The organism is Micromonospora sp. C51 (assembly GCF_018070435.1).
Taxonomy (GTDB): Bacteria; Actinomycetota; Actinomycetes; order Mycobacteriales; family Micromonosporaceae; genus Micromonospora; species Micromonospora sediminimaris.
This window is the reverse complement of sequence record NZ_JAGPXQ010000038.1, coordinates 44305-58352: the sequence shown is the minus strand read 5'-3', so window position 1 is coordinate 58352 and position 14048 is coordinate 44305. Positions and strand designations below refer to the sequence as shown.

Annotated in this window: 11 protein-coding genes; 5 read left to right on the top strand and 6 right to left on the bottom strand. The window is 72.4% G+C overall.

The annotated features are described in order from the left end of the window. Positions 1 to 11: 11 nt before the first annotated feature. Positions 12 to 1298: an aspartate--tRNA(Asn) ligase gene (aspS, locus tag KBX50_RS26590; protein WP_210940408.1), complete on the bottom strand. Its 1287-nt coding sequence runs from the start codon at positions 1296 to 1298 to the stop codon at positions 12 to 14. A 482-nt stretch (positions 1299 to 1780) separates the two neighbouring features. Here aspS and lipA point away from each other — a divergent pair, with 482 nt between their 5' ends. Further along, positions 1781 to 2773: a lipoyl synthase gene (lipA, locus tag KBX50_RS26585; RefSeq protein WP_210940407.1), complete on the top strand. Its 993-nt coding sequence runs from the start codon at positions 1781 to 1783 to the stop codon at positions 2771 to 2773. A gap of 124 nt (positions 2774 to 2897) precedes the next feature. Here the strand turns inward: lipA and KBX50_RS33435 are convergent, their stop codons facing one another. Together KBX50_RS33435 and KBX50_RS26575 are read right to left on the bottom strand one after the other, a co-directional pair. Then, the gene (locus tag KBX50_RS33435; protein ID WP_282101634.1) at positions 2898 to 5810 is read right to left on the bottom strand and encodes a helix-turn-helix transcriptional regulator; all 2913 of its coding nucleotides are present in this window, start codon (positions 5808 to 5810) and stop codon (positions 2898 to 2900) included. Between the two features lie 55 nt (positions 5811 to 5865). Further along, entirely contained in the window at positions 5866 to 6036 is a 171-nt protein-coding gene (locus tag KBX50_RS26575; RefSeq protein WP_210940406.1) for a hypothetical protein, read from the bottom strand. Between the two features lie 184 nt (positions 6037 to 6220). On the opposite strand from KBX50_RS26575, the gene KBX50_RS26570 reads away from it, so the two are divergent. After that, positions 6221 to 6910 carry a DUF4191 domain-containing protein gene (locus KBX50_RS26570; protein ID WP_210940405.1) on the top strand — a complete coding sequence of 230 codons (690 nt, stop codon included), beginning with the start codon at positions 6221 to 6223 and terminating at the stop codon, positions 6908 to 6910. Between the two features lie 64 nt (positions 6911 to 6974). Here KBX50_RS26570 and KBX50_RS26565 read toward each other — a convergent pair whose 3' ends face one another. Then, complete coding sequence (locus KBX50_RS26565; protein WP_210940404.1) at positions 6975 to 7379, bottom strand: RDD family protein; 405 nt, start codon at positions 7377 to 7379, stop codon at positions 6975 to 6977. 333 nt (positions 7380 to 7712) lie between these two features. Between KBX50_RS26565 and glnA the strand changes: the two genes are divergently transcribed. The 3 genes from glnA to KBX50_RS26550 all read left to right on the top strand — a co-directional run bounded on the left by glnA (position 7713) and on the right by KBX50_RS26550 (position 10639). Then, positions 7713 to 9137, top strand: a complete 1425-nt coding sequence (glnA, locus tag KBX50_RS26560) for a type I glutamate--ammonia ligase (protein WP_210940403.1) — start codon at positions 7713 to 7715, stop codon at positions 9135 to 9137. Positions 9138 to 9234: 97 nt separating this feature from the next. Further along, positions 9235 to 9594, top strand: a complete 360-nt coding sequence (locus tag KBX50_RS26555; protein ID WP_210940402.1) for a PadR family transcriptional regulator — start codon at positions 9235 to 9237, stop codon at positions 9592 to 9594. Between the two features lie 64 nt (positions 9595 to 9658). Next, positions 9659 to 10639, top strand: a complete 981-nt coding sequence (locus KBX50_RS26550; RefSeq protein WP_210940401.1) for a hypothetical protein — start codon at positions 9659 to 9661, stop codon at positions 10637 to 10639. Positions 10640 to 10826: 187 nt separating this feature from the next. On the opposite strand, the gene mptB (KBX50_RS26545) is transcribed toward KBX50_RS26550, so the two are convergent. Together mptB (KBX50_RS26545) and mptB (KBX50_RS26540) are read right to left on the bottom strand one after the other, a co-directional pair. After that, positions 10827 to 12365 carry a polyprenol phosphomannose-dependent alpha 1,6 mannosyltransferase MptB gene (mptB, locus tag KBX50_RS26545; protein WP_307871080.1) on the bottom strand — a complete coding sequence of 513 codons (1539 nt, stop codon included), beginning with the start codon at positions 12363 to 12365 and terminating at the stop codon, positions 10827 to 10829. Positions 12366 to 12571: 206 nt separating this feature from the next. Beyond that, positions 12572 to 13984 (bottom strand): polyprenol phosphomannose-dependent alpha 1,6 mannosyltransferase MptB, encoded by a 1413-nt coding sequence (gene mptB / locus KBX50_RS26540; RefSeq protein ID WP_210940399.1) that lies wholly within the window; start codon positions 13982 to 13984, stop codon positions 12572 to 12574. Between the last annotated feature and the right edge of the window lie 64 nt (positions 13985 to 14048).

Here is a 14048-nt window from a genome sequence, read left to right as displayed (position 1 = left end):
GCGGGGGGCTGTTAGGGGGTCAGGCGGTGGAGGTCGCGGGGGAAGGCGGTCACCTCGCGGATGTTGGAGACGCCGGCGAGGCGGGCGACCAGGCGTTCCAGGCCGATGGCGAAGCCACCGTGCGGGGGCATGCCGTGGCGGAACGCGTCGACGTAGCCGGCGTACGGCTCCACCGGTTCACCCCGGTCGGCGAGCGCGGCCAGATAGTCGGCGTGCCGGTGCAGCCGCTGGCCACCGGTGACCAGTTCCAGGCCCCGGAACAGCAGGTCGAAACCGTTGGAGTAGCCCGGCCGCGCCGGGTCCGGATGGGTGTAGAAGGGCCGCTTCGCCATCGGATACCCGGTGACGAAGAGGAACTCCGAGCCGTGCTCGCGCCGGGCCCACTCCCCCAGTGCGCGCTCGTGCGCCGGTGCCAGATCCGGTTCGTCGGCGGGCGCGCCGGCGATCCGCAGCGCGTCGGTGAAGTGCACCGCCGGGATCTGCGCCGGCACCGGCGGGGGTGTGACGCCGAGGGTGGCCAGCGCACCCGCGGCCCGCTCGCCGACCGCGGCGAGCATCGCGGCGAGGGTGTCCCGCAGCACCACCATCACGTCCCGGTGGTCGGTGACGAAGCCCAGTTCCACATCGAGCGAGGTGTACTGCGCCAGGTGCCGCACGGTGTCGTGCGGCTCGGCGCGGAAAACCGGCCCGACCTCGTAGACCCGCTCGAAGACCCCGACCATGAGCTGCTTGTAGAACTGCGGCGACTGGGCCAGGTACGCGGGCCGACCGAACCAGTCCAGGGCGAAGACGTTCGCCCCGCTCTCGGTGGAGGAGGCGACCACCTTCGGGGTGTGGATCTCCACGAAGCGGCGGGCGTCCAGCGCGGCCCGGAAACCGGCCACCGCCGCCGCCGAGATCCGCAAGGCGGCCGATCGGGTCGGGTGGCGCAGGGCGACCGGGGCGTGGTCAAGCTGCGTCGGCAGGGTGGCGGCGAGTTCGGGTCGGTAGAGGTCGAAGGGGGGCGGAACGGCGGGCGGGCCGAGCGGCCGTACCGTCGGGTTGCGCAGCTCCAACCCACCGGGTGCCGCCGCGTTGGTGACCACGGTGGCCACCACCTCGACGACGGTCTCCTCCGGCAGCGCCTCGACCTCGGCGCGCACCGCGGGGTCGGTGACGACCACCTGGGCGAGGCCGGCGGCGTCCCGGACGATCAGGAAGGCCACCGACTTGAGCAGGCGGCGGCGGTGAATCCAGCCGGCGATCCGGACGGTACCCCCGGCATACGGCGTGAGCTGGTCGGACAGGATGCGTTGCACAGTGGCTCTCCTCGGTCGATCGCAACGCCCTGGACACCTCGGGTGGCCAGGCATCGCCTCAGCCCCGGGAGGTGTGGGCGAGCGGGAACCTCGCGGTGCCACCACACCTTCGCTCCCGTGGGGACGGGAGCCTCGTTCGTCGCCTTTTCACCGGGGCCAGCCGGGCGGGGTCTACTGGGCGCGGGATGCCGGCGCGGCCCCACTCAACCCGGGTCGTCACCGTACGCCGTTCTTCCCGCAGCTCGGGAGGGTCTTCACGGACCGGTGCCAGACCGCCTCGCAGCAACCGGCGGCTCTCTTCAACTGGCGGATCGGTGCGCTACTCGGCTCCGTCGTCGCTACTCGTCGCGCACGCTAACACCCGGTTGGGTCGTCCTGTTACGTGTTTTTTGTGGCTCCGGTGTCCGGCGTCACAGGATTTCCGGGGTGACGGCCGTCGCCCGCCGTTCATCGACCGCCGCCGTCCGGCGTAGGCTCGTTTTGTGACGATCGAGCACTCCGCGCCGACGACCGGCCAGGCCGCGAGTACCGCGACGCCCGCCCCGGAGGGGCGGCGACTGCTGCGGATCGAGGCACGCAACGCCGAGACGCCGATCGAGCGCAAACCACCGTGGATCAAGGTCAAGGCCAAGATGGGCCCCGAGTACACCCAGCTGCGTGGGCTGGTCGCCCGCGAAGGGCTGCACACGGTGTGCCAGGAGGCCGGCTGCCCCAACATCTACGAATGTTGGGAGGACCGCGAGGCCACCTTCCTCATCGGCGGTGACCAGTGCACCCGCCGCTGCGACTTCTGCCAGATCGACACCGGCAAGCCCGCCGAGTTCGACGCCGACGAGCCGCGTCGCGTCGCCGAGTCGGTGGTGTCGATGGGGCTGCGGTACGCCACCATCACCGGCGTCGCCCGTGACGACCTGCCCGACGGCGGTGCCTGGTTGTACGCCGAGACCGTGCGGCAGATCCACGCCTTGCAGCCCGGCTGCGGTGTCGAGCTGCTGATCCCCGACTTCAACGCGGTACCCGAGCAGCTCGCCGAGGTCTTCGGTGCCCAACCGGAGGTGCTCGCGCACAACGTGGAGACGGTTCCCCGGATCTTCAAGCGGATCCGGCCGGCCTTCCGCTACGAGCGGTCCCTGGACGTCATCCGACAGGCCCGCGCCGACGGCCTGGTCACCAAGAGCAACCTGATCCTGGGCATGGGCGAGGAGCGTTCCGAGATCTCCCAGGCCCTGCGCGACCTGCACGCCGCCGGCTGTGAGCTGATCACCATCACCCAGTACCTGCGCCCCTCTCCCCGGCACCACCCGGTGGAGCGGTGGGTCAAGCCGGAGGAGTTCGTCGAGCTGCGCGAGGAGGCCGAGGAGATCGGCTTCGCGGGCGTGATGAGCGGCCCCCTGGTCCGCTCCTCCTACCGCGCCGGCCGCCTCTACCAGCAGGCCCTCGCCGCCCGCGAACCCGCAACCCTAGCCACCCACTGACCCACCCGGCCCCGGCCCCGGCCCCGGCCCCGGCCCCGGCGATCATGCAGTTGTGGTCGTTGTTCTGCGGCATAAAGGGCATATGTCCACGACCACGACTGCATGATCGGCGCAATTTGGGGCGTCAGCGGTCGGTGAGCAGGTTGAGGCGGTGGGCGAGGGCGGCAGCCTCGACGCGGTTGGTCACGTCGAGTTTCGCGATGATCCGGGAGACGTGCACGCTTGCCGTCTTGGGCGAGATGAACAACTGCTCGGCGATACGGCTGTTGCTGTGTCCGGCAGCGACCAGGCGTAACACCTCACGCTCCCGCTCGGTCAGCAGATCCGCGCCCGGTCGACCGTTGCCGGCACCACGCAGGCCCACGCGGCGCGCCAGGGTGGCCGCGCGTTCGGCGAGCCGGACCGCGCCGAGCCCGTCGGCCAGCCCCGCCGCCTCACTCACCGCCGCGCCGACCTCGTCGCGCTTCCCCGCACCCGCCGCCACCTCGGCGTAGCCCAGCAGCACCCGCGCCAGCTCCCCGGGCTGACCGGCGGTCCGCCAGGCCGCGACCGCCGTCCGCCAGGCGGCGAGCGTCTCGGCACCGGACGCTCCGCAGGCGACCACCTCGGCGGCGTACGCCTGCTCGGCGGGAAACCGGGCCGCGACGCCGCCGGCCAGCGCGGCCACCTCGCCCGCCACCGCCTCGTCACCGACGTGTCGGGCGGCCCGGGCCGCGGCGGCCAGCACCGGCCAGCTGTAACGGGGATAGTCGACGATCGCCGGGTCGGTCAGGCACGCCTGCGCCGCCCGCAGCGCTTCGACCCGGTCGTCGGCCGCCAGCGCCGTCTCCAGCCGCAGCAGGTACAACGGAAGCCGGTTGTGCGGATGCAGGTACGGCTTGGTGAGGAAGCTCAGCGCCCGGGCGACGGTTTCGTCGGCGCGGGGATGGCCCTGCGCCAGCCGCAGCGCGGCCCGCAGTTGCAGCCAGTGCAGGCCGGAGACGCCCGGCGGGTCGAGCCGGGCCGCCTCGGCGCAGACCTGGTCGGCCTCCGTCCAACGGCCCAGCGCCAGCAGCGCCTCCGCCCGGTTCGAGAGCAGGTACGCCCCGGTGGAGCGGCTGATGCCGACCCGACGTGCCTCGCTCACCCCGTCTGTGGCGGCCTGCGCCGACTCGTCGTACCGGCCCAGCTCGAACAGCACGTCGGAGATGTGTACCAGCGCGCTGACCAGCGCCGGGGTCTCCCCGGCGGCACGCGCCAGCGCCTCGCAACGGCGCAGCTCGGCCAGCCCGAGATCGGCCGCGCCCTCCCGTCGTTTCAGCACCGCCAGTTGCACCAGCAGCAGGGCTGCGTCGGTGTCGGCCGCCTGCGCCGCGGTCACCACCTCCGCGGCGATCCGGGCCGCGTCGGCATGGTCGATGCGGGCCAGGTGATCGGCGAGGTCGGCGAGCAGCCGAAGGCGGTCGGGCCCGTCCGACACCCCGGACACCAGCCGGTACGCCTCCCGCAGCTCGGTCGCGCCGTCGCTCTTGCCCAGCATGGCCAGCATCCGGCCGCGCCGATCCAGCAGCCGCGCCGCGCGCAGCGGCTGCTCACCGGTGTCCACCTCGGCCAGCGCAGCCCGGGTCAGGGTCAACGCCCGCTGGTAGTCACCGGCGGTGGTCGCCGCGCCGAGCGTCTCCTCTAGCAGGGCGAGGTGGTCCATGCCGAGCCGGTCGGCGGCGTCGGGCACCACTTCCCAGAGTTCCAGCACCCGTTCCAACAGCCGGGTCTGCTCCGCGTACGCGTACCGGTCGGCGGCGGCGCAGGCGGCCACCCGGGCGGTCACCAGGGCTCGGGGATGGTCGTGGGCGGCGTACCAGTGGTGGGCGATCTCGGCCGGCGCCCGGCCGGCGGCGACCAGGTGCGGGTGTGCCTCGATGGCGGCGGCGAATCGGGCGTGCAGCCGGGCGTGTTCGCCGGGCAGCAACTCGTCGTGGACCGCCTCGCGGACCAGCGCGTGGCGGAATTCGTAGTCGCCGTCCGGGTCGGCGACCAGCAGTTGGGCGGCGACGGCGGCCCGCAGGGCGTCGTCCAGCTCCGCCTCGGGCAGGCCAGCGACCTCGGCGAGCAGTTGATGTGCCAGGCGGTTGCCGCCGGCGGCGGCGATCCGCAGCACCCGCTGGGCTGGCTCGGGCAGCCGGTCCACCCGGGCCAGCAGCAGATCACGCAGCGTCTCCGGCAGCGCGGCGCAGCCGATCGGGCTGCCAGCGGCGGCGAGCTCCTCGATGAACAGGGGGTTGCCCTGCGTACGGTCGTGGATGTCATCGACCGCCCGGGCGGCCGGCTCGGCACCGAGCAGCCCGGCGAGGACCGCCCCGGTGCCGTCCCGCTCCAGCCGGGACAGCTCGATCCGCTCGACACCCCGGGCCCGGTCCAGCTCGGCCAGGAAGGGCCGCAGCGGATGCCCCCGGTGCAGTTCGTCGGTCCGGTAGGTGCAGACCAGCAGCAGCCGCCCGGTGCGGGCCGCTCGCACCAGGAAAGCGATGAGGTCGCGGGTGGACCGGTCGGCCCAGTGCAGATCCTCGATCACCAGGATCAGCGGCTGGGCGGCGGCGAGCCGGCCGAACAGTTGGGCGACCAGTTCGAAGAGGTAACCCCGGGGGGCGTCCGAGGGCGGTCCGGCGGCGGGCGCGGCGGTACCGGCCGGCCGGACCAGCTCCGGCAGCAGGCGGGCGAACTCGGCGTCGTACCCGTCGAGGACACCGGGGCCGTCGCGGCGCAGCACCGACCGCAGCACCGCGGCGAACGGAGCGAACGGCAGGCCGGCCTCGCCGAGTTCCAGGCACTGCCCGACCAGCAGGCGGGCGTCGTCGCTGACGGAGCGGCCGAACTCCTCCAGCAGGCGGGTCTTGCCGACCCCGGCCTCGCCACCGACCAGAACGGTGACCGGCTCCCCGGCGCGAGCGCGGCCAGCTGCCGCACGTAGTCGCGCCATCTCCCGCTGACGGCCGACGAGGACGGTGCTGGTGGGGCGGACGCTCACGGCACCGAGCATGCCACGCCCGCCGTCACCCATCGGCCGCCGTCCTCCCCCGCCTCCGGTCCTCGGTCATCTGCCCCCAAGTCGGCGCTCAGTGGCGTGCCTCGTCGGTACGCGTCCGATGGTGCCGACGGTGCAGCCAGCCGCGGGCCGAGCGGTGCGGCAGCGACCGGGCCAGCCGGGCCTGGGCGGCCTCGGCCCGCAGCTCCGCGGCGTGCGAACGGTAGAGGGTGAGCATGAGGTTGGCGTCGTGACCGAACATGGCGCGCTCCTTGCGATCGTCGTCAACTGGTGACTCTGACTCTGCTCGCGAAGGTGCCGCCGGGGCATGGGCATCGCGCCTGATCTGTGCCCACTCGCCCTCCTTACGGCGGGTCGCTGGGCTCGTAAGGTACTCAGCCGGCCGCCGATCAACGGCGCGGCGGGCGACCACTAGACTCGACGGCATGGCAAAGCCCCAGGAGAAGGTCTCGTTCGGCCAGCGGCTGAAGCAGATCGGGTTGGTGTTCCGGTTCACCGCCAAGCAGGACAAGTGGTTCGCCCCCTTGGCCACCGGTGCGGTGCTGATCCCGCTTGCGCTGACCGTGGTCGCGGTCGCGCTCTGGGGCTGGCTCTGGCTGCCGCTGGGCATCCTGTTCGCCCTGCTCTGCCTCCTGATCGTGCTCAACCTCCGGTCGAACCGGGCGATGATGAACGCGGCCGAGGGGCAACCGGGCGCCGCCGCGCAGATCATGGAGAACATGCGCGGTGACTGGCGGGTCTCCCCGGCGGTCAGCTCGACCACCCAGATGGACATGGTGCACCTGGTCATCGGGCGGCCCGGCGTGATCCTGCTGGCGGAGGGCAACCCGCAACGGGTCCGGGGCCTGCTGGGCCAGGAGAAGCGTCGGCTGGCCAAGGTGATCGGCAGCGCCCCGCTGTACGACTACGTCATCGGGCAGGACGAGGGCGAGCTGCCGATCCGCAAGCTGCGGATGACGCTGATGCGGCTGCCCCGCAACCTCACCGGCAAGGACGTCAACTCCCTGGACAAGCGCCTCAAGGCGCTCACCTCCCGTCCCCAGATGCCCAAGGGCGCCATCCCCAAGAACCTCCGCCCGCCGGGCGGCGCGTCCCGCCAGATGCGCGGCCGCTGAGCCCAGCACGGAGGGGCCGGTCAGCGCACGGGCTCGGGCCCCTGGGCTCGCCCAGGAGGGCCGGTCAGCGCGGTACCGGGGTGACGACCGAGCCGCTGAGGCGGTCGTGCAGGCCGCGCCGGTGCTGGTCCATCAGCAGGGCCGGGACGACCAGGGCCAGCAGCACACCCCGCAGCAGTGCCCGGAGCAGGCCGATCCGGCCGCCGTCGGTCCAGTCGACGCACCGGATCCGGGTCAGGTACATGCCGGGGGTCTGGGCGAACAGGCCCAGGAACACGCCGTACAGCAGGATCAGCACCAGCACGGGCGCCCAGGCGTCCCGGGTGGGGCTGGCGAACAGGCCCGACGCGAGCAGGCAGAGAATCCAGTCGATGACCAGAGCCCCGAACCGGCGGCCCAGGTCGGCCGGGACGAAGTCGGGATCCGCGGCGGGGGGTGGCGAGGGGCTCGGCTGCGTGGTCACCCGCATGAGCCTAGTCAGCGCGGCAGGCAGCCCTGGTGCAGGCCCGGCGCCGGGCGGAACCGGGGCCGATGCCGGGCGGGAGCCGGACCGGTGCCGGGCGGGAGCCGGACCGGTGCCGGGCGCGCCGACGCGGAGCGCCAAAAAGGACCAATCTCATCAAGCTTCACTACACTGGCACAGCCGGACCCGTTCCTCGGGTTGAGGTGTCCGGGTCAGGCGCCCGGGGTGACCCAACGCGAGGGACGTAACACGGCGGAAACACTGGAGACATGGCCGGGCAACCGCACGGCCATAGCGTCGCCAGGAGCCTAGCTATCCGTGGACGTGCCAGGAGGACGAGTGTTCGCCAATCCCGAGGAACTCCTGCGTTACCTCAAGAACGAGGACGTGAAGTTCGTCGACGTTCGTTTCTGTGACCTGCCCGGCGTCATGCAGCACTTCAACCTGCCGGTGGAGTCCGTCGACGACGACTTCTTCACCAACGGTCTCGCTTTCGACGGGTCGTCGATCCGCGGCTTCCAGGCGATCCACGAGTCGGACATGCTCCTGCTCCCGGACGTCGCCACCGCCTTCATCGACCCGTTCCGCGCGCAGAAGACCCTCGCGCTGAACTTCTTCATCCACGACCCGTTCACCCGCGAGGCGTACTCGCGTGACCCGCGTAACGTGGCGAAGAAGGCCGAGGCCTTCCTGGCCGCCAGCGGCATCGCCGACACCGCCTACTTCGGTCCGGAGGCGGAGTTCTACATCTTCGACTCCATCCGCCACGAGACCTCCGCGCACCAGGCGTTCTACTACATCGACTCGATCGAGGGGGCCTGGAACACCGGCCGTGAGGAGGAGGGCGGCAACCGCGGCTACAAGACCGCGTACAAGGGTGGTTACTTCCCGGTGCCGCCGGTCGACCACTACGCCGACCTGCGCGACCAGATCGTCCGCCGACTGATCGACACCGGTTTCACCGTGGAGCGCTCGCACCACGAGGTCGGCACCGCCGGCCAGGCGGAGATCAACTACAAGTTCTCCACCCTGCTGCACGCCGGTGACCAGCTCCAGCTCTTCAAGTACATCGTGAAGAACACCGCCTGGGCTGCCGGCAAGACCGCCACCTTCATGCCGAAGCCGCTCTTCGGCGACAACGGCTCCGGCATGCACACCCACCAGAGCCTATGGCTGGGCGGCGAGCCACTGTTCTACGACGAGACCGGTTACGCCGGCCTGTCCGACACGGCCCGCTGGTACATCGGCGGTCTGCTGCACCACGCGCCGTCGCTGCTGGCCTTCACCAACCCGACGGTCAACTCGTACCGCCGTCTGGTTCCGGGCTTCGAGGCGCCGGTCAACCTGGTCTACTCGCAGCGCAACCGCTCCGCCTGCACCCGCATCCCGGTCACCGGCAGCAACCCGAAGGCCAAGCGGGTCGAGTTCCGGGTGCCGGACCCGTCGGCCAACGTCTACCTCGCCTTCTCGGCGATGCTGATGGCCGGCCTGGACGGCATCAAGAGCAAGATCGAGCCGCCGGCGCCGATCGACAAGGACCTCTACGACCTCCCGCCGGAGGAGTGGGGCGACGTCAAGCAGGTGCCGGGCTCGCTGCCGGCCGTGCTGGACTCGCTTGAGGCCGACCACGACTACCTGCTCGACGGTGGCGTCTTCACCCCCGACCTGATCTCCACCTGGATCGACTGGAAGCGGGCCAACGAGGTCGACCCGGTGCGGCTGCGCCCGACCCCGCACGAGTTCGCGATGTACTTCGACTGCTGATTCCACTCAGCGCCCTTCGGGCCGGCTCCGCACCACGCGGAGCCGGCCCGCGGCATTTCAGCCAACCCAATACCTTCGCGTCCGATATATTGAGGCGGTGGACACTCCACTACGCGAACCCACCTTCCTCATCCTGACCGCGCTCGCCCGCGAGCCGATGCACGGCTACGCGATCATCGGCGAGGTCGCGGCCCTCTCCGACGGGCGACTGTCGCTGCGCCCCGGCACCCTCTACGGCGCGCTGGACCGGCTCACCGACGCCGGCCTGGTCGAACTCGACCGGGAGGAAACCGTCGACGGACGGTTACGCCGCTACTACCGCCTCTCCCCCACCGGTGACGCCACCCTCGCCGCCGAGACCGAACGGCTGCGCCGCAACGTCGAGGCCGCCACCGCCCGACTGCGCGCCCGGGCGACGCGTCCGCTCGCCCCGCGTACCGCCGGAGGTCTGGCATGAGCGAGCGTCAGCGAGCGAATCATCAACGCGGTGCGCTGGGCACGCACCGAAGCGGAGGGCCGGCATGAGCACATTGGAGCGCCGATACCGGCACCTGCTGCGGGCGTACCCGACGGACTACCGCCACGACCGCGGCGACGAGATCGTCGGGACGTACCTCGACCTGGCAGACCCACGACGGCGCTGGCCCTCCCCCGCGGACGCCGCCGACCTCGTGCGCGGCGGCCTCCGCCAGCGGCTGCGGGCCGCCGGCGCCACCGACCTGATTCCCGGGGTACGCCTCGCGGCGCTGCTCGCGCTGACCACCGCCGCCTTCCTGGCCGGTTTCTGGGCAGTCGTCGAGCAGAGCCCGCCACCCGCCGATGCGGGCGTGCCGGTGTTCGGCCCGTTCACGTCGACCGGCATCGTGGCGTGGCTGGCGTGGCTGGTGGCGACGTTCCTCGCCCTCGCGGCACCGGGTCGACCGACCCGGGTGGCCATCGCGGTGGCGGTGCTGGCCAGCGCGGCGGTTCTCCTGGCGAGCCCGATCCTGGGGCTGCCTCGGCCGCCGCTGCTGGTGCTGGTGCCACAGGTCGCCCTCGGTGTGCTGGCGCTCGCCGTCGACAGTCACCTACCGCTGGCCGCCCGGGCGCTGCCGATCGCAGCGGTCGCCGGTGGTGGCATGGCCGCCTACGTCGTCGGGCACAGCAACTACTGGGGCTCGTACCGGTGGACGTCCGAGCAGTTGCTGCCGGCTGCCGGTGCGGTGTTGCTGGTGGTCGCACTGTTGCTCGCCGTCGGGTTGGCCATGCGTCGGGACTGGCGGGGTGGCTGGGCGGTGGTCGTCCTGCTCACCCCGATCGGCCTGCTCAGCGTGCACATCCTGGCCGGGGCGGTGGACGGCCTCGGCGGCGCACCGCGCCCGACCTACCCGACGCTTGTCGGTGCCGCTCTCACCGTCGGGTTGCTCGGGCCGGCCGTGCTGCCGGCCGCCGTCGCCCTGCGCCGTCGCATCGGCGGCGACAGCCCCAGCGAGCCCTGCCCCACGTGTGGCGCCCGCCGCTGACCGGGCCCCGCTGAACCGGGGCACGAAGGCCCGGGCGAACTGTGGCAGTGCAGGTGCTTTCATACCGGCGGGTCGAGCAGCTGTGCTGCCACGCTTTCGGCCGCGCAACCCGCGCGCCGCAGGAGCGGGCAGACGGGCGGATCAGCTGCGACTCGGTGGAGGGCCTGGCAGCGGGCAGCGCCGCCGATCAGGATGGGGTTGATCGCCAGGGTCGGCGGCGGGACAGCGACCAGAGGAACGCGGCGAGAACCAGGGCGGTCATCACGATCGCGCCCGGGGCCTTGGTCAGCCGGGCCACGTTGGTACCGTCCGGCAGGGCGAGGAACGAGGCCAGCGCACACGGCGCCACGAACCAGGCGGTCCGGGTCGCCACCACCGCGAGCACCGCCAGCGGCCAGGTGGCGTACCAGGGATGAAACACCGGCGCGAGCACCACAGTGGCCACCAACCCCACCCCCGCACCCCCCAACACCACCCCCACCCCACTCCCGCCCCCACCCCCACTCCCAGCCCCAGCCGGGTTGATCATGAACTTGTCGCCTCGGTAAACGCTTACCCAGGGCAGTAACTTCATGATCAACCGCCTGAAGCCCGCGTGGCGTGGGGGTGGGGGGTGGAGGGTGGCGAGGGTGCGGTGCCAGAGGATGGGGAGCAGGGCGGTCAGGAGGAGTATGCCGACGATGCGGGTCACGGGGACCGCGTCGGGGTGACGGCCGAAGAGTTCGCCGACGTAGTCGACGAGCATGCCGATGGCGGTCGGCGGCGAGGTCCACTGCACGGTGTCACCGCTGCGGCCCAGCCCACCGAGCCAGCCGAGCCCGAGACCGGTCAGCCGCGAGAGGACCAGCAGCCCGCTGACCGCCCCGACGGCCAGCAGGCCACCGTCGCGCAGCAGCGTCCGCACGACGGGCCGGCCCCGCACGGTGGCCAGCGCCGCGAACGGCAGCACCACCACGGCGGTCGCCTTCACCGACACCGCCAGTCCGAGCAGCACCCCGGCGACCAGCAGCACTCCGACCTGGCGCAGCGATCCGAGCCGGCCCGGACGGCGGACCAGCATCAGTAGGGCGGGCAGGAGCAGGCCGAGCATCACCGCGTCGTTGTGCGCCCCGGCCACCAGGTGCACGCCGACCAGTGGGCAGGCCAGCAGCAGCCAGGTCGCCCGCCGAGGTGGCACGCCGGCTGCCCGGGCCAGGCCGGGCAGGCAGGCCGCTGCCGCCAGCACGCCCGCGAGCGCCAGCATCCGCAGCAGCAGCACCGTGCCGACCAACCCACCGCCGAGCAGCACGGCCAGCGCGGCGAGCAGCACGAAGAACGGCCCGTACGGGGCCGGGGTGTCCCGCCAGACCGGCGCGACCGCCTCGACCCAGGGGCAACCGGCCGCAGCCACCCCGATGGCGTACGGATCACCACCGTCGGCGTAGATCCAGCCCTGACAGGCGTACGAATAGACGTCCCGGCTGCCCAGCGGGGCGGTGACCAGCAGCGGCAGTGTCCACCACCCAGCGGTGACGTACGCCCACCTGGTCGACGGCGCACCGTCGCGCAGTGCCCACCAGGCGCCCACCATGGCGATCGTGCCGAGCAGCCACAACGTGACGGTCAGCGGTCCACCGTCGGGGGCGGTGGTGGCATCGGGCAGCGCGCCGCCGAGGTACCCGGCGACCGCCAGCAGCAGCGCCCCCGCCAGTCCGGTGTACCGGGCGACCCGGTCCCGCGTGCCCACCGCCCGGGCATCGGGATCCCGCCCCAGTCCCCGATCGCGCCGGAGACCTGGATCGCGCCGGAGATCCGGAGCACTACGGTCGCCGGACGTGGAGCGGGGCTCGGGATGGGCGCCGGGATCGGTCACCGGCGGTACCTCTCCTCAGGTGCGGGGTCCAGGGACGCCTCGCCGGAACTGGCCCAGGGGGTGCCTCCAGGAAACACGCCCTAGTCGGCAGTCACTGGTTGACCGGCCGCCGCCCGGGCCTCCTTCGCCGACCGTACCAACCGGACCGCCACCACGATCACGAACAGCGTCATCAGCGGCGCACCGACCGTCTTGGTGTAGCGGGGCAGGCCGGTGCCGTCAGCCAGCACGAGGAACGCGGCGTACCCGGTCACCGCGCTGAACCACCAGGTGCGCTGCGCGGTGGCGGCGAGCAGCGCCAGCGGCCAGAACCAGTACCAGGGGTGGAACAGCGGGGCGAGCGCCACCGTCGCGGTCAACGCCAGCGCGGCGTGCCAGAGTGGCTCCCGGTGACGGGCCCGGAACCACAGCCACACCAGCAACGCCGCCAGCACCAGTACCGCGATGCCCCGGGTCACCGGCAACGCGTCGATGTGCAGGCCGAACGGCAGCACCAGGTAACCGACGGTCTGCCCGACGGCGGTCGACGGCGAGGTCCAGGCGACCACCTCGTTGCCGTGGGACAGCCCGGTGATCCAACCGAGGTCCAGCCCGGCGGCGAGGGTCACGCCGAACAGCGTGGCCACGGCGCCGCCGACCACCGGCGTACCGTGGCGCAGCAGCGCGCGCAGCGAGAAGCCGCCGGTGATCGCGGCGAGCGCCGCGAACGGCACCACCACCAGCGCGGTCACCTTGATGCCGGCGGCCAGGCCGAGGACGACGCCGCCGGCCAGCAGCGGCCAGGGCCGCCCGGGGCGACTGACCACCACGGCCAGCCCGGCCACCATCAGCCCGACCATCAGCGCATCGTTGTGTACGCCGGAGATCAGGTGCACCCCGACCAGCGGGCTGGCCAGGGCGAGCCAGAGGGCCCGGCCGACCGGCACGCCGCACCGACGGGCCAGCACCGGCAGGCAGGCCGCCGTCAGCACCACGCCGGCCACCGCGAGCGCCCGGAACAGCGCGATGCTGCCGATCAGGGAACCGGTCGCGGCGACCACCGCGCCGGAGAGCACCACGAACAAAGGACCGTACGGTGCCGGGGTGTCCCGCCAGATGTACGACATGGTGTCCAGCCACGGGCAGGGCAGCGTCGATACGCCGTACTCGTAGGGGCTGATGCCGTTGGCGTAGCTTGCCCCCTGGCACGCGTACGCGTAGGCGTCCCGGCTGCCCAGCGGCGGAGTGAACAGGAACGGCAGCGCCCACAGCCCGGCGGTGACCAGAGCCCATCGCGCCGACGGCACCCGGTCCCGCAGCGTCCACCAGGCCACCGCCATGGCTGCGGTGCCGAACAACCACAGCCCGATGATCAGTGGCCCGTTCGGGCCCAGCCAGATCTTGACCGGGTTGGGTCGCAGATCACCGTCGGGCAGCGCACCGCCGAGGAACGCCGCCACGGCGAGCATGATCGATCCAGCCAGTCCGGTCCAGCGCACGAGGTGATGGGGCACGTCCGACATGCTGCCAGTACCGTGCGCCCGGTCCGGAGGTGGGCATCGCGCGGCGGACCCGCGC